The organism is Thioprofundum lithotrophicum, assembly GCF_055387065.1.
This window is the reverse complement of record NZ_AP042379.1, coordinates 520656-536270: the sequence shown is the minus strand read 5'-3', so window position 1 is coordinate 536270 and position 15615 is coordinate 520656. Positions and strand designations below refer to the sequence as shown.

The 15615-nt window shown below is 61.3% G+C and carries 13 protein-coding genes; 12 read left to right on the top strand and 1 reads right to left on the bottom strand.

Translation table 11 applies throughout. From position 1 onward, the window contains the following. Positions 1–46 precede the first annotated feature (46 nt). The 9 genes from ACZ5BH_RS02445 (at position 47) to ACZ5BH_RS02405 (ending at position 11186) form a co-directional block, all read left to right on the top strand. Complete coding sequence (locus tag ACZ5BH_RS02445; RefSeq protein ID WP_464890336.1) at positions 47–2212, top strand: AAA family ATPase; 2166 nt, start codon at positions 47–49, stop codon at positions 2210–2212. A 142-nt stretch (positions 2213–2354) separates the two neighbouring features. Then, positions 2355–2684 (top strand): hypothetical protein, encoded by a 330-nt coding sequence (locus tag ACZ5BH_RS02440; protein ID WP_464890335.1) that lies wholly within the window; start codon positions 2355–2357, stop codon positions 2682–2684. A 266-nt stretch (positions 2685–2950) separates the two neighbouring features. Next, on the top strand, positions 2951–3670 hold the full coding sequence (locus tag ACZ5BH_RS02435) for a hypothetical protein (RefSeq protein ID WP_464890334.1): 720 nt from the start codon (positions 2951–2953) through the stop codon (positions 3668–3670). A gap of 126 nt (positions 3671–3796) precedes the next feature. Next, a complete protein-coding gene (locus ACZ5BH_RS02430; protein WP_464890333.1) occupies positions 3797–3964 on the top strand; it encodes a hypothetical protein in 168 nt (55 codons plus the stop codon). Between the two features lie 360 nt (positions 3965–4324). Beyond that, the gene (locus ACZ5BH_RS02425) at positions 4325–6205 is read left to right on the top strand and encodes an inositol monophosphatase family protein (protein ID WP_464890332.1); all 1881 of its coding nucleotides are present in this window, start codon (positions 4325–4327) and stop codon (positions 6203–6205) included. After that, entirely contained in the window at positions 6206–6811 is a 606-nt protein-coding gene (locus ACZ5BH_RS02420; protein WP_464890331.1) for a hypothetical protein, read from the top strand. Positions 6812–6834: 23 nt separating this feature from the next. Continuing rightward, a complete protein-coding gene (locus ACZ5BH_RS02415; protein WP_464890330.1) occupies positions 6835–7974 on the top strand; it encodes a metallophosphoesterase family protein in 1140 nt (379 codons plus the stop codon). Next, positions 7971–10658 (top strand): AAA family ATPase, encoded by a 2688-nt coding sequence (locus ACZ5BH_RS02410; protein WP_464890329.1) that lies wholly within the window; start codon positions 7971–7973, stop codon positions 10656–10658. The genes ACZ5BH_RS02415 and ACZ5BH_RS02410 overlap by 4 nt, the downstream gene beginning before the upstream one ends. Positions 10659–10715: 57 nt before the next feature. Next, on the top strand, positions 10716–11186 hold the full coding sequence (locus ACZ5BH_RS02405; protein ID WP_464890328.1) for a hypothetical protein: 471 nt from the start codon (positions 10716–10718) through the stop codon (positions 11184–11186). A gap of 58 nt (positions 11187–11244) precedes the next feature. On the opposite strand, the gene ACZ5BH_RS02400 is transcribed toward ACZ5BH_RS02405, so the two are convergent. Next, on the bottom strand, positions 11245–12282 hold the full coding sequence (locus ACZ5BH_RS02400) for an IS481 family transposase (RefSeq protein ID WP_464889278.1): 1038 nt from the start codon (positions 12280–12282) through the stop codon (positions 11245–11247). Between the two features lie 205 nt (positions 12283–12487). On the opposite strand from ACZ5BH_RS02400, the gene ACZ5BH_RS02395 reads away from it, so the two are divergent. From ACZ5BH_RS02395 to ACZ5BH_RS02385, 3 genes are all read left to right on the top strand, one after another. Continuing rightward, on the top strand, positions 12488–13141 hold the full coding sequence (locus ACZ5BH_RS02395) for a hypothetical protein (protein ID WP_464890327.1): 654 nt from the start codon (positions 12488–12490) through the stop codon (positions 13139–13141). A gap of 130 nt (positions 13142–13271) precedes the next feature. Next, positions 13272–13787 carry a hypothetical protein gene (locus ACZ5BH_RS02390; RefSeq protein WP_464890326.1) on the top strand — a complete coding sequence of 172 codons (516 nt, stop codon included), beginning with the start codon at positions 13272–13274 and terminating at the stop codon, positions 13785–13787. 470 nt (positions 13788–14257) lie between these two features. Further along, positions 14258–15514 (top strand): ISL3 family transposase, encoded by a 1257-nt coding sequence (locus ACZ5BH_RS02385; protein ID WP_464890325.1) that lies wholly within the window; start codon positions 14258–14260, stop codon positions 15512–15514. Positions 15515–15615: the final 101 nt, after the last annotated feature.

Sequence of the window (15615 nt, the reverse complement as noted above, 5' to 3'; positions counted from 1 at the left end):
TGACGGGTGCGGAATCCACCCCCCGTCGGAAACAGAGGAGACAGACATGAGCGCATACCGCAGAAGAAAGGGGCCGCGTCGTTACCGGTCCGGGCGGCCCAACACGGCACTTGCCACCTCGGAAACCCTGAGGGAATTGTGGCTGCTGAGGCTGGTGGTGCACTTTCTCAAGCGCCCGATGACCCACCACGCCCACTCCTTCGACGACGATGCGGCGGCCATGCTCGCCAATCTCCTGGAGTCGCTGGATCCGATCGATGGCCTTGACGTTGACCACCTCGATCCGGACGAGCCGCCGGTGCTGTACCGGCGCAGCCTGCGGCGGTTGCGCGAGCTGGAGGATCCCGACGCGCCACTGCGCCTGCCCCGGCCGCTGGACGACAACCTCGCCTGGCTCGCCTCGCACATGAACCTGAACCCGGTGGAGCGGGACGTGCTCGCCCTGGCCATTCTCGTCAACGGCGATGCCGTCTTCATGAGCCTCGCCGCCGAGGTCGAACGCCGCCTGGTGTTTCCCTACAACCAGCTCTACCGTCTGCTGTCGCGCCTGCTGGGGCACGACGAGGCGACGATCCGGGAGGCCATGCACCGCAAGGGGCTGCTGGTGCGCAGCGGCATGCTGGATCTGGACGACAGCCCCTATTCGCTGCACGACGTGGTGGACGACATGGATGCCGGCTTCGTCAACGTCTTCATGCACGAGGAGGACGACATCGAGACGGCGCTGGGCGATCAGCTCTTCCGCCGGCCGAAACCGGCCACCCTGGAGCCGGCGATGTTTTCCCATCTGGCCCTCTCGCCGGAGACGGTGGCCGGCTATCTGGCCAAGGCCGCCGAAAAGGGGCGCAAGGGCGTGAACGTGCTGATCCACGGCATTCCCGGCACCGGCAAGACCGAATTCATGCGCCTGGTGGCCGAACGCTCGAAGCTGACGCCCATGGAAGTGCCCAACAGCAACCCCGACGGCGAGGCCCGCTCGCCCGCCGAGCGGCTGCGGGCCTACCGGCTCATCCAGAGCATGTTCGGGCACCAGCGTGGCGGGCTGGTGCTGTTCGACGAGGTGGAAGATCTGTTTCCCCCGGTTCATCCCCTTGCCGCCCTGTTCGGCGACGCGCGGCGTCGGGGCGACAGCAAGGCCTGGATGAACGAACTGCTGGAGGAAAACGCCCTGCCCGCCATCTGGATCTGCAACGATCCCGGCGGCTTCGATCCGGCCTTCCTGCGCCGTTTCGACATGGTCTTCGAGATGCCGGTCCCCCCGCGCCGGGAGCGGCTGCGGATCCTGCGCGAGAGCCTGGAAGGCGTGCCGGTATCCGGCCAGTGGATCGAACGGGTGTCAGGCCACGAGAAACTGAGCCCCGCCATGGTCACGCGGGCCGCCGAAGTGGTGCGGGAGCTGGGCGAGCAGGCACCGGATGCCGTCGAACAGCGCTTGCAACAGCTCATGAACGGCTGGTTGCGGGCGGCCGGGGAGACGGGTCTGCCACCCCGGCGCGACACCTTGCTGCGTTACCGCCCGGATCTGATCAACACCGATCCCGGCGTGGATCGGCTGGCCGAGGCCCTGATGCGCAGCGGCTACGGCCGGCTGTTCTTCCACGGCCCGCCCGGCACCGGCAAGACCGCCTTCGCCCATTACCTGGCCGAACGCCTCAACCGCACCCTGATGGTCCGTCGGGCATCGGACATCCTGAGCCCGTACGTGGGCGAGACGGAGCAGGGCATCGCCCGCATGTTCCGGGAGGCCGAGCGCGACGACGCCGTGCTGCTCATCGACGAGGCCGACAGCCTGCTGCGCACCCGCGAGAGCGCCCACCATTCCTGGGAAGTCAGTCGCGTCAACGAAATGCTCACCCGCATGGAAGCCTTCGAAGGCATCTTCATCGTCTCCACCAACTTCGACGAAGTGGTGGACGCGGCGGCCATGCGCCGCTTCGACATCCGCGTGCGCTTCGCTCCGCTGAACGCCGACCAGGCCTGGGGCCTGTTCTGCCAGGCGCTGGAAGACGCCGGCCAGCCGGTGGACGCCGCCCTGCGCGAGGAACTGGCGAACCTGGAAAACCTCACCCCCGGCGACTTCCAGGCAGTCCTGCGCCACATCGACATCGCCGGCCTCGATCGCACCGCCCGCCGCCTGCTGCGCGGGCTGCAACAGGAAGTGCGGGAACGCGAAAGGCGCAGCGGCGCGGTGTTGCAGGCGGTTTCGGGCTGAGGCGGTGATGTAAAAGCCGGCGCGTAGATGCAGATGCGTCTGCGCGCCGGGCCATTGGTCAGAAATATCCGAAGTTACCAAGCTTAATCAATGACGCGATGGTGGTGACCAGATTTCATTTCAAATTCAAAAGGAGAATGCGATGAAAAAGCTGATCGTCTTTGTTCTGATGAGCATGGCAAGCGTGGCGCATGCGGGAATGTGCGATATCGTCCTCGTCGATGTCGAAAACGCAGCCGCGCTTGCAGTGGCATGTGTTCAAGATGTGGACTATGCAAAGAATAAAAAAACTGCTATAAAAAGCAGTGAAAACTGCAGGAAGTTCCGGAAAAAAAGGATTGCGGTCAGCAAAAAGATTCAGAAAAATCAAAGCGACTTTGATCGCTGCGCACGTTTGTTTGAGTATCGGTTTAGTGATTTTGCATTTGCTTATGAGATGTATGATAGGTTGGCTATGCAACATGGCGAATGAAAAGAGTAGAGTATAGGTTGCCATGTGTTGAATATACCCTACAGTTGCGTAAATTTGGCTCCAGTTCGGGGGTGTAAATTGAACTGTGTAAGTTATTGCATGATAACCAGTTACACAGTTCAATTTACACCCCCCCCCGCATTTCCTGAATGTGTGACTTCTCAAACGTGTTGGTCTGGATTGAGGCAATGTGGTAAAGGCGATGGTTTATGAGTCCTGGTGAGTACTTGCGTGAAATGCGAGAACCCGTGCCGGAATGGCTTGCGATGTTCGACAAGGGTGAACGGTTTCCTCGCGAACAGTTTTTCGGATCTCGGGTTGTCTATTATCCCGGGTGCGGTACCGATGGTCAGCCTGTCAGGTTGTTTGGGGCAAGCCACGCAGCACATTGCTTCGTTTATGTTGACTATGGACATCAACGGGAGTTCTTTGAAAAAAATCTTGATGATCCTCTGAGCGGGTTCCGTGGGTATGACACATTGGCCAGGGTGTCGGTGTGTGAGAGCGACCTTGTCCCCAATGGCTGGGTATCACATTTTTACGACGTTGCTGGTCGACGTGTTTCGCCCGAGATGATGAAAAGTTTTGCAAGAATCAGAGACAATCCTTTTGCGTTTCTTGAGGTCATGAAACGACAACCGGAACTGGATGACAACCATGGTCCATCGCGTCTGGCTATTCTCTTCATTGGTGCCGATGGTATTGCCACTTATGATGCGCTGTTTTGCCAGCAAGACAGCATTTCGCCACCATTTGCCATTGTGCTTCAGGATCACGGCTTTGGCGGAAACTATGATCGATTTGGCCGAGGCGGCCTGTTTGAAGCAATCGCTGGCCGGTGCAATGCAAGGCCCAAGATGTTGCTTGTCGCGACGGATACCCGGCCATGGAACGGGTATGTGCGTATCCCCGAAGTCGGTAGCGATCGCGGTGGCATGCATGGAAATGCAAGATTTCTGTACAGGTATCACGAGAATCCGGACTAGTGAGCAGGCACACCGTCAAAAAATACATTCTGCCTTTCTGCGACAGAAATTGACGCACCATCCCCATATCCTGCAACCAGAGCCGGAACAATGGGGTGCCGGCATTTCGAAAGCAGGAGGTGAAGCATGGCCTACAAGGTACAATTCAAGTCCCACAATGCATATCAGTCCTGGACGTCACTGGGCAGTTACGGGAGTGAATCGGTAGCCCTGTCCAACGCCACGCGGGTGGCGGGTCGCTATTTCATGGTGCGAGTACTCGATCCGTCGGGCAATGTCATCTGGACGTCATGACACCATGCAGGCCTGCGTGGAGACCGGGAAGGGCTGAACACAAACATGATTCCGGATCAATATTGATCCGGAATCGATAATGTGGTTGGCAGCTTGCGTCAGAAGCGGGATTCAGGTATAATCATCCTCATGAATGACTCCGGATTCATCTGCGGCATCGACAAATCGACCGTACCGAATCCGGCTCATTCATCTTCTCCGAGGCCGGGCCAGGTTCACTGTCCCGTTGCCGTCTTCTGATTCCCGGTTGCTTCTCCACCATCCCGTAACGGTTCGGCCTGTTGGGCCGCCCACGGGAATGGTGCGTCTGCCAGGCCTGTACGGCCGTTTCCTGACACTCAATTCCGAGGAGCAACCTCCATGGATCAACATCAGCAGAATCTTGTCGAAAAGACCCTGGCGGCCTCTGCCGCGCTGGTGCCCTGGCGCCCCGTGATCGAGGCCGTGCTGGATGCGGGCGCGGTACTGCGTACCGACTTCCGTCGTCCCGGCGGGCCTCGCGGCCATGGTGTCTATCATGCCGAGTGTGACAACGAGGCGGAACGCCGGATCCGCAAGATGCTCGAAGCCCACTGGCCCGATTTCGGTTACCGTGGTGAGGAAACCGGCTTCTGTGCCGGCCACGATGTGCAGAATCATGTGTGGATCGTCGATCCCAATGATGGCACATACGCCTATCTCAAGGGTTTTCGAGGATCGGCCGTCTCCGTTGCCCTGCTGCGCAATGGCGAGCCGGTGCTGGGCGTGGTGCATGCCCACAACTGGCCCGACGACCGGGGTGAACTGATTGCCTGGGCCGAAGGGGGGCCGGTGATCCGCAATGGTCGTGTGATCGAGCCGGTGGCGCTGCCACCTGAAGAGGAGCAGGTGGTCATCGTTTCCCAGAGCGCCGATCGCAACCCGGCCGCAAATCTCGCCTGTGTGGCACCGCGCCGGTATCTCGCCCTGCCGAGCATAGCCCTGCGCCTTGCCCTGGTGGCTGCGGGCGAGGGCGTGGCCGGGGTCTCGCTGGCCCGGCCCGTGGCCTGGGATCTGGCCGCAGGCCATGCCCTGCTGACAGGCGCGGGCATGGTCCTTCTCGATCAGTATGGCGAGCCGGTCCGCTATGACCCCGAGGGGCGCATGAAAAATGCGCTTGGTGACGTGATCATCGGCGGCGAGCCGGATGTCTGCCGCGAACTTCTGGATCGCCACTGGCGTGCCGTCCTGGAAGAACCGAACCGGAATGGGGAGATGCCCTGGCGCCTGTCATGGCCCACGCCAGGGCAGGTGCATTCCGACAGTGGTCAGCTGGCGCGCGCCCAGGGGTGCCTGTTGGGCCAGCTCTGTGGCGACGCGCTGGGCGCGCAGGTCGAGTTTGCCGATTCCCGGCACATTGCAGACAGTTATCCGGGAGGCGTGCGTGAAATGCGTGCCAGCCCTGTCTGGAACACTCTGGGCGGCCAGCCGACCGACGACTCCGAAATGGCCCTGGCACTGGCACGCAGTCTGTTGCAGACCGGGGAATATGATCCGCAGGTCGTTCTCGACGGCTATCGCGCATGGGCAGGGAGTCGGCCCTTCGACATGGGCAACACTGTTTGCCGTGGACTGGACGGTGAGCCGGATGATGAAAGCCAGGCCAATGGCGCGCTCATGCGGATCAGTCCGCTCGGGATCCTGGGCAGCACCCTCGATGACGATGCCACACTGATGGCCTGGGCCCGGGCCGATGCGGCACTCACCCATCCCCACCCCGTGTGCCGCGATGCCAGCATGCTTTTCGTGCGCGCCCTCGCCGAGGCCATACGTCAGCCAGTCACCCCCGACAACCTGCATGCCCGGATCGCCGGATGGGCCGAGGATCTGGACGTTGCTGATGTACTGAAGGAACGAATCGCGCTGTCAAGAGAGGAACCGCCGCTGGATTACGATCGACAGGCCGGCTGGGTTCTCACGGCCTTCCACAATGCTCTGTGGCAGTTGTGCCATGCAAGTGATCCCGAATCGGCGCTGGTGGATACGGTCCGCCGGGGCGGGGATACCGATACCAATGCCGCCATTGCCGGGGCCCTTCTGGGTGCGGTGCATGGAAGGGATGCCATCCCCGCTGCCTGGCGGCGCAGTGTGCTATCGGCAAGACCCATTGCGGGATTCGAACACGTTCGGCAGCCCCGGCCGGAGCCCTTCTGGCCAGTGGATGCCCTGCGTCTGGCCGAGCAGCTGCTGCTCACGGGGGCGGCCGTGGGGAGGAAGGCATAGATGCTGGCACGCTCACCGAAGTTCGAAATCGATTACCAGGAGCAGGTTGACTGTGCCCATGTGCTTGCGGGCGTAACGGACGACGCGATTCTGCTGGCCAGCCATGAACGGGCCTGGCTGCTCGATCTCGATGGTCGGGAGCAGTGCGTCTGGCGGCGTGAAGAGGTAAACGAGGATGAACGCTATGAAACGCAGGTGCATGCGGTGCAACGCACGCCGCTCGGCTGGCAGAGCCTGCACTCCGTACGCGGTCGGGTATATGCCCGTCACTACCTGGCTGGTCAGTGGCAGGAAAGATGGCTCGACATGCTCGATGGCGAGAAGATCGGTTCGGCGGTCTGGAGCGCCTGTGGCCGGTATCTCGCCATAAGTTCCTCCGATGCCTGCCTCAGTCTGCTGGAGATGCCCCATGGTCGGCTTTGCTGGCACCACTGCCTGATCATTGAAGATGACGGAGGCTGGCTTGAGCCCATGGTGAAGCACCGCCTGGTCGGCTGGCAGGACGGTGATCGGCGCATTGTCAGCATGGTGGACATGCTGCTGACGCGCTACCTGGCCGTATGGGATGCCGCCACTGGCGATCTGATCGCCGGTGTGGCCACCTGAACGCCACCAACCGGAGAACAGACATGACACAGAAACTGCATTTCCTTCACACAGCGGACTGGCAGATTGGCCGGCAGTTCGGCACCCTCGCGGAGGGCGATGCCGCCGCGGCACTGCGTCTGCAACGGCTGGAGACCGTGAAGCGCATCGCGGAGCTGGCGCGGGAACGGAACGTCGATTTCGTGCTGGTGGCCGGCGACGTCTTCGACGCCAATGCCGTTGCCGACGAGACCCTGCGCCGGGCCATGCATGCCCTCGAATCCTTCGACGGCCCGTGGGTGCTGCTGCCCGGTAACCACGACAGCGGGGAGGAGCAAAGTGCGTGGCATCGCCTGCGCAGGATGGGCGCGGTGCCGAAGAACGTGATCCTTGCAGATCAACCCGGCATCATCGAACTGTGCGATGGCCGTGCGGCCGTGCTTGCAGCGCCGCTGCAGCGGCGTCATGAAGTGGGAGATCTTACCGAATGGTTCGACGAGGCTGAAACGCCATCGGGTGCATTCCGCATTGGTCTGGCCCATGGCTCCATCACCAACCGCCTTCCCGAAGCGGCCGAGGCCATGAACCCGATTGCGGACACCCGTGCGGAAACCGCCCGCCTGGACTACCTGGCGCTCGGTGACTGGCACGGCACCCTGGAGGTGGCCCCGCGCACCTGGTATTCGGGTACGCCCGAACAGGACCGGTTCAGGGGCAACGATCCCGGCAACGTGCTGATCGTCACCCTGGAGGAAGGGCGGTCGCCTGCGGTGGAACGGTTCCCTATCGGTCGCTACCGCTGGCGGGAGCTGGATTTCGACATCGGCGGGTCGGAGAGCGTCTCCGTCCTGAACCATCGCCTGGCCGAGCTGGCTGACGGCGAGCCGGAACGGCTGGTGGTGAACCTGCGCCTGCGGGGAGACACGGATTTCGCCACCCGCTCGGATCTGGATGCCTGCCTTGCCGACTGGCAGGCCCGGCTGCATGTGCTGCGATTGGACGATACGGATCTGCATGCCCGGCCCAGCGACGACGACATCGCCGACATGGCGGTGACAGGCTACGTTCGCGAGGCGCTCACCACGCTGCTGGCGATGGCCGATGCGCCCGACAGCCCTGAACGGGAGACTGCCGCCCGTGCCCTGCAGATCCTGTATCGTGAACACGAGGCGCTGAAGTCATGAGCCGTTTCTGCATCCGTACCATCGAGGTCGAGAACTTCCGCCAGTTTCGCGAACCGGTCACGGTGGGCGAACTGGCACCGGATCTCAATGTGATCGCCGGGCGCAACGAGGCCGGCAAGTCCACCCTCCTGCAGGCCGTCCGCTCGGTCCTTTTCGATCGCTACAAGGGCACGGCGGGCGAACGGCACGCGCCACACCTGGGCGGTGGCAGTCCCCGTGTGCGTCTGGTATTCGACCTCGAGAACGTCGAATACCGTCTGGAAAAGGTGTTCTCGAAACGAAAGGATGGCAAGGCCGTACTCGAAGACACCGCCACCGGCCGGCGCTGGGAAGGCCCGGAGGCGGAAGAACGGCTCGCCGAACTGCTGGGTTTCGAGTACCCGGGCAAGGGGCCGAGCAAGCCGGAACACCAGGGGCTGGCCGGCCTCCTGTGGGTGGAACAGGGCAGCGCCTGGCAGGAGGTGAAGCCCGAAGGCATGGCCCGCAACCGCATCGAGTCGGTGTTCGATTCGCAGATGCAGGAAATGCTGGGCGGCGACCGGGGCGACGCCCTGTTCGCGCGAATTGCCGAACGGCGAAATGCGTATTTCACGCCAAAGGAAGGCCGGCCCACGGGAGAATACGCCAGGCTGGAAAAGGCACTGGCTGAAAGCGAAGCGCGCCTGCTGGAAAAACGCGCCGCGCTTCAAGCCTACGAGGAGAAAACGGCGCGCCTCGGCCGGCTGAAGGCGGAACAGGAACGCTTCGAGCGGGAGGGGGTGCTGGAGAAGGCCCTCGCCGAACGCGCCGGCGCGGAGGCGGCCGCGCAGCGCCTGGCCACCCTGCGCGAGGAACTGACCCGGAAGGAAGCAGAGAGCGAAGCCGCCAGGATGCAGCACGAACAGGCGCAGCGTGCGCAGAAGGATCGCGATGCCTTGATTGCCGACCTGGCTGCCCGCAAGGAGGAAGAGGCGCGCCAGTCGGCGGCCATCGAGGTGCTGGAGACCGAGCTGGCCCCGCGCCAGGCGGCGCTGGAAGCGCTGGAAAGGGAACTGGACGCACTGCAGGCCGAGCGGGAAAGGCTGGACCAGACCCTGCAGCTTGCCAGGGCCGCCGAGGAGCATGCACGGCACGAAGCCGAACTGGCCGAGCGGAAGCAGGCCCTGGCCGAGGCCCGCGAGGCCGACGCGCGGCGCCGCCGCTGCCTCGCGGAACGGGAAGCCATCGCGGTGAACGCCGACGTCGTCAAGACCCTGCGCCAGCAGGAACGGGAGCGGGACATGGCGGCCGCACGCCTCGATTCGGTGGCCACAGCCATCGACTATCGCCTGGACGGCGAGGTGGAAATCCGGCTCGAAGGCGAACTCCTGCGCGGGGAGGGCGAATCCCGCCTGGTGCACCCGACCGAACTGGCGATTGCCGGTGCCGGCACCATCACCATCACGCCCGGTGGCGGCGAGCTGGCCGAGTTGCGCCGGCAGCATGAGCAGGCCGAGGCCCACCTCCGCCAGTTGCTGGCCGAGGTCGGGGTGGCCGACCTGCAGGAGGCCGAGGCGCGCCTGAACCAGGCTACCGTGCTGGAACGGGAGGCAGGTGACCTGGAGACCCGGATCCGGATGCTCGCACCCCAGGGGCTCCCGGCTCTTGAAGATGCCGTGAACACCCTGCAGGCCCGGCGCGATGCTCTGTCCCGGCAACTCGAAGGCGCCGACATCCCGCAGGCGTCAGTCAAGGAGCTGGAAGCGAAACGGCGAGAAGCGGAGGCGAAATGGCAGGAACGATCCGCCCGCCGTGAACAGGACAGTGTCGCCGTCCGGCACCTGGCGGAACGGCTGGCCGAAGCCCGAGGCGAAGCCCAGGCACTCACCCAGGAGCGAGAGCGGCTGGCCACTCGCCTGCAGGCCGAACGGGAAAGGGAAGACGACCAGCGCCTCTCCGCCCGCGTTGCCGAAGCCCGGGCCGCGATTGAGAAGGCCAACAGCAGCCTGGAAGAAATACGCAACCGGCTGGCCGCCGAAAACCCTGAGCAGGTGGAGGCCGAGCTGGAACGCCGCCGCCGCGTGGTGGAAAGCCTCCGGCAGGAACACGCCCGGCGCCGGGACGAGATCATCGAGTTGGACGGCCAACTCACCGCCCTCGGTCACCAGGGGCTGCAGGAAGAGGTGGATTCCCTGGAAGCCGAATACGAACAGCTAAAGATCCGCCACCGCCTGGTCGACAACGAAGCCAGGGCGCTGGATCTGCTCTACCGGACCCTGGAGCAGAAGCTGGCCGAGGCCCGCCAGGCCGTCGCGCGGCCCATCGTCGAACGCCTGCAGCCCTGGCTGCGCCAGCTCATCCCGGACGCCGAACCCGTCATCGACACGAACATGGCCCTCACCGGCCTGCGGCGCAACGGGATCGAGGAAGCCTTCGATACCCTCAGCCTCGGCACCCGGGAACAGCTCGCCATCCTCATCCGGCTGGCCTACGCCGACCTGCTGGCCGAGAAGGGCACCCCGGCCCTGGTGATCCTGGACGACGCGCTGGTAAACTCCGACGAGGAACGTCGGGAACGCATGAAGTCGATACTTTACCAGGCCGCTCGGAAATACCAGGTGCTGGTGCTGACCTGCCACGAGGAGGTATACCGGGACACGGGCGGGTGCCTGCTGCGTTTGGGTGAGATCGGAACGGCGAAGATGCAAGCGGAGGCACTGGGGTGAGCGTGCCGTACCGTTTCATCGGAACACCATTTGGATGCAAGAGATTAGGAGCGTGTGATGCTTGAGCAAGATGTTCGACAGTGGATGTGGTTTGTTCGACAGGGTAACGAATTTGTCAGGGATTTGATGCCTGTGCATTTCAATGGAAGAAATATAACACAAGCGATGCGAGATACAGCACCGTTGTTGGTTGAGTTTATCCACGAATATCTTGTCCAGAATAGGTTCAGCGGGCTGCAAGAGCATTATGCTGAATTGGGTGATATTGGTCTTTATTATCGACGAGTTCAGGGGGTGGGGTATTTGCGCCTTCAAGGTGTCCGTTTCCCTGCTGAATGGGGTGAGGAGATCGCCAAGGATATTTTGGCGAATGCCATGGTTGGCGATGAGCTCGGTACGGGACGGGAAATGCTCGAACAATATAATACGGATCTGACCGAGTTTGTGGACTTTTGTCTGGAAGAAGAAATCGATCTGGATATGGATGATTTTGTCAGGGCATTCAGGGATACCACCAATAATGTGTAGTAGTTCAGACTTGATCTGACAGTTACCGGTTTTTCCGGGGGCGACTGTCAGGTCAAGCTCAGCCTACGAACTTCTCCTGCCAGATTTTCTTGCCGTCCTCCAGCGTTGCCATGGGGGTACGCCCACAACACATCTTGCCCTGGTGGGTTCGTTCCGTATTGTAGTACTCCAGCCATTCATCCAGGTCGGCCTGGAGCGATGCCAGATTCTCATAGAGTTTCTTCCGGAAGGTCACCTGATAGAACTCCTGGAGAATGGTCTTGTGGAACCGCTCGCAGATCCCGTTGGTCTGCGGAGATTTGGCCCGGGTTTTCGTGTGGTCGATATCATTGACCGCCAGGAACAGCTCATAGTCATGGGTGTCGGGCCTGCCGCAGTATTCGGTACCCCGGTCAGTGAGGACCCGCAGGACAGGCAGGCCCTGGGCTTCGTAGAAGGGCAGTACCCGGTCATTCAGCAGGTCGGCGGCCGTAATCGGCGTCTTGGTTGTGTACAGCTTGCAGTGGGCCACCTTGGCGTAGGTGTCCACGTAGGTCTGCTGGTAGATACGGCCTACCCCCTTGAGGGTGCCCACGTAGAAGGTATCCTGTGAGCCCAGGTAGCCGGGATGGGCAGTTTCGATCTCGCCGTGGTTCTCCTCGTCGAGTTTCTTCTTCTCCAACGCCTGGACCTGGGCTTCCGTCAGAATCAGCCCTTCTTCGGCGGCCATCTTCGCCTCCAGGGCCTTCAGGCGGCTCCGGAAGTTGGCCAGCTCGTGGCGCAGCCAGATGCTGCGCACGCCGGTGGGGGAGACGAAGATCCCCCGTTTGCGCAGTTCGTTGCTGACTCGGACCTGGCCATGGGCCGGAAAATCAATGGCATACGCCACCACCGCCTCTTCGACCTCCGGCGCCACCCGGTTCTTGGGGTTCGGGCGCCGACGGTCCGGCTCCAGCAGGGCATCGATTCCGCCTTCCTCGACCGCTTTCTGATACCGGTAGAAGGTATCTCGGGACAGCCCCATGATCTTGCAGGCTCGAGAGACGTTTCCCAATTCCTCGGCCAGATTCAGCAAGCCGAGTTTGTGTTTGATGATTCGTTCGCTACTATGCAACATGAGGGTTACCTCCGTCGTGTTTTGATTGGGTTGGGTTCGCACCCCCATCAAAACCGGTAACCCTCACTTTTTCAACTGTGAGGTGTCAGATCGGGTCTGAACTAATACAAATAATGCCAATGGGTTGCGTATCGGATCCCCTGAAAGGTTCCTGGGTAACGACTATCACAACTTTCTGGACCGGCAGTACGTGGTGCAAAATTCGGTGATTACCTATGGCGGTGCCGAGTCGGAGCTTGAAGGACTGCTTGCAGGCGAGGACCTGTTCCGGGATACGGTGCGGCAATTGCACTGCAGTGACGAAGGGCTGGAGTGGACCTTCGTCAAGGCCAACAATGCCGGAAGGGCGCGTGGCACCTACGAGAACTTCGATTTGTTTGCAGTGAGCAAGGTGAATCTGATGGGTGGAAAGGCGATCCGCAGTTCGGTCTTCGAGCTGAAGAAAGACAATTCGGCCCAGTCGTTGTACACGGCGCTCACCCAGGCGATCAGTTACAGAAACCGACGGATTGCCAACTATGTATGGATCATTGCGCCGGGTTTCAATGCGGAGCAGTTTGTAGGCAGCAACTTCGATGGCTTGATGAAACAGTGCATCGAAAACGGAATCGGGGTTCTAGATATTGCTTTGAGTGCAGGTGATGGAACCGCTGTTCAGGATATCAACAAGCGGCTCGACGCCAAGTGGTCTGCTGTTGAAGATCCGCGGGTAGTCAATAATGTGTTGCAAGAGAGCGGCTGGTCCATGTGCCCCTTGTGTCAGGAACACTATCGAGCCGAAATGGAAGGGGCGACGCGGTTTTGTCGAGCGTGTACAGACGCCCTTAGGGAAATCGCCGGTAATGGCCATGCCGGGTAGCCAGGGCAGGTCTGGCCAGGGGCACCGGGGAGCGGACGATTCCGAGCGCCTCTCGTGAGGAGTTGTGGGTACCGCAGTGTGCCCGCGGGCGTTTGAAAAGTCCGTCCCCGGCTCAGGGATCCCCTCATTCTTGCCATTTATCCCCAAGAAGATCATGCTATTATCAACAGAAGAATGGGGGCATGTCATGGCAAAGAGAAAGGTCTTCCAGTCTGATGATATTACACGTTTTATCAACAGCTTAGTGCAAGGAGACGAACACGCGAAGCGAGTTTTGTCGCTGTCGAACGCGACGCTGGGGGTGTTGCAAAGCGCTTCCCTGGCCGTCCATGCGATTGGCCAGGGGCTGTCCCATGCGAAGGGTTTGACGCCGAAGCACGCGGTCAAGCAGGTTGACCGGTTGCTGAGCAACCGCGGGATAGACGTTGACCGATATTTTGCATATTGGGTGCCGCATGTCATTGGTGAGCAAAACAAAATCCATGTGGCCATGGACTGGATGGAATTCGACCGGGATGCCCAGGCGACACTGGTGCTGTCGCTGATAACCGGCCAGGGACGCAGCGCTCCCGCTGCTTTGGCGGACGGTGAAGCCCGCGGACGTCGAGGGAGGCCGACCGGTGGTTTGGAGATTGTGCACTTCTGAGGCTGTTGGAAGAACTAGCCTTTGGATATGTATTAAACGTCTCAAAATTGTGCTGACGCAAACGGCACCGTCTGGAGCGGGCGTAGGCCGGCTCATGCGCAGCGGAGCCGGCAAAAAGCGTGTCATCCTGCCATGGCGGCTCCGCTGCGCTTGAGCCGCCCTACGGGGAGGGTCGTAAAAACAATTTTGAGACGATTAATAATTCGTATCCGAGGCAATCATTACGTGACGAATGCCAAGGGTAAACGGTGCAAGGCGCAGGATTGGGTAGGTAAGGGAGGCCGGGCCCGGACATTGCGAAACGCCCTTGTGACGGCCAGCAACGAATTTCCTGTGGCGACAGTGGTTTGCGTGAAGGACAAGGGGATGAAGGAACCGTGGTGCTTGGTGGCCAGCGACCCGGAAGCCAGCGCGAAGGAATGAAAAGCTGGGTCTTCCCCAATTCGTATGGGTAGCTTAGGGTACTTCTCATGAGAGATCGAGACCTGTACGCCCGGATTCTGGGTATTGAGAGCCCTTGGCAGGTGCAGGATGTGGAATTGCACCTGAGCGAGGGGGAAGTGACCGTTTACGTGGGGATTGAACCGGATGCGAAGCTTGTCTGTCCGCATTGCGGCAAATCCGCCCCTCGTTACGACAAGCGGACCCGGAAATGGCGTCATCTGGATACCTGTCAATACCGGACGGTCCTGTGTGCGGAGGTTCCCCGTGTATCCTGCCCCGAGCACGGTGTCTGCCTTATCCAGGTTCCCTGGGCCGAGTCCGGCAGCCGCTACACGGCCCTGTTCGAGGCCTTGGTCATTGACTGGCTGAAAGAGGCTGCCCCCAGCGCGGTAAGCTGGCAGCTGGGTCTGAGCTGGAATGCGATTGACGGCATCATGCAACGGGCGGTGGAGCGAGGGCTCGGGCGGCGTGATGCGGAAAAGTGCCATGCCCATTTGTGCGTGGACGAGACCACTTTTCGCAAACGGCATGACTACGTCACGGTCGTGACCGACCGGGAGACGGGCGAAGTCATTCACGTGGGTGACGACCGCAAGAAAGAGACGCTGGAGGCGTTTTACGCGGGGCTGGATGAAACCCGGAAGGCGGCGATTGAGAGCGTTTCCATGGACATGTGGCCGGCCTACATCCAGGCCACGCTGGCCGCGATTCCCGGTGCGGCGGAGAAGATTGCCTTCGACAAATTTCATGTCGCCAAGGCCCTGGGCGAGGCGGTGGACAAGGTGCGCCGCCAGGAGCACAAGGCGCTGCTTCGCGAGGGTAATGCCATTCTCACGGGCAGCAAGCACGCCTGGCTGGCCAACCCCGAGAACATGAGTCGCAAGCAGTGGCGAGATTTTTCCACCTTGCGAAACGCGAACCTCAAAACGGCTCGGGCCTGGGCCATCAAGGAGCAGGGCATGAGCCTGTGGCATTACGTGCATCGGACCTGGGCCGAGAAAGGCTGGAAGCGCTGGTATGACTGGGCCATTCGCAGCCGCCTGGAGCCGGTGAAGAAAGTTGCCAGAATGGTCAAGACGCACCTGTGGGGGATTCTGAATGCCATTATCCTCAAGGCCTCCAACGGGCTGGCAGAGAGCACGAACAGTCGCATCAAACTCATCAAGGTTCGTAGCCGGGGCTTCCGCAACAAGGCGCGATTCCGGGCTGCCATCTACTTCCACCTGGGCGGGTTGGATCTCTATCCTGAGGCCGCCAAGGCGTTACGGACCCACACGAATTGATGAAGAGCCTAAAGATATTCTGCGCAGCGAGCAGTGATATTTTGGTACTGCTTTGTGTTAAGGAGCGTCATCGTAAATCTCTCTGTAAATATGGGTTGTTG

What these genes read in the sequence shown, in the direction of transcription:
- ACZ5BH_RS02445 (WP_464890336.1), top strand. Translation starts at nt 47, where the DNA reads ATGAGCGCATACCGCAGAAGAAAGGGGCCGCGTCGTTACCGGTCCGGG.
- ACZ5BH_RS02440 (WP_464890335.1), top strand. Translation starts at nt 2,355, where the DNA reads ATGAAAAAGCTGATCGTCTTTGTTCTGATGAGCATGGCAAGCGTGGCG.
- ACZ5BH_RS02435 (WP_464890334.1), top strand. Translation starts at nt 2,951, where the DNA reads ATGTTCGACAAGGGTGAACGGTTTCCTCGCGAACAGTTTTTCGGATCT.
- ACZ5BH_RS02430 (WP_464890333.1), top strand. Translation starts at nt 3,797, where the DNA reads ATGGCCTACAAGGTACAATTCAAGTCCCACAATGCATATCAGTCCTGG.
- ACZ5BH_RS02425 (WP_464890332.1), top strand. Translation starts at nt 4,325, where the DNA reads ATGGATCAACATCAGCAGAATCTTGTCGAAAAGACCCTGGCGGCCTCT.
- ACZ5BH_RS02420 (WP_464890331.1), top strand. Translation starts at nt 6,206, where the DNA reads ATGCTGGCACGCTCACCGAAGTTCGAAATCGATTACCAGGAGCAGGTT.
- ACZ5BH_RS02415 (WP_464890330.1), top strand. Translation starts at nt 6,835, where the DNA reads ATGACACAGAAACTGCATTTCCTTCACACAGCGGACTGGCAGATTGGC.
- ACZ5BH_RS02410 (WP_464890329.1), top strand. Translation starts at nt 7,971, where the DNA reads ATGAGCCGTTTCTGCATCCGTACCATCGAGGTCGAGAACTTCCGCCAG.
- ACZ5BH_RS02405 (WP_464890328.1), top strand. Translation starts at nt 10,716, where the DNA reads ATGCTTGAGCAAGATGTTCGACAGTGGATGTGGTTTGTTCGACAGGGT.
- ACZ5BH_RS02400 (WP_464889278.1), bottom strand. Translation starts at nt 12,282, where the DNA reads ATGTTGCATAGTAGCGAACGAATCATCAAACACAAACTCGGCTTGCTG.
- ACZ5BH_RS02385 (WP_464890325.1), top strand. Translation starts at nt 14,258, where the DNA reads ATGAGAGATCGAGACCTGTACGCCCGGATTCTGGGTATTGAGAGCCCT.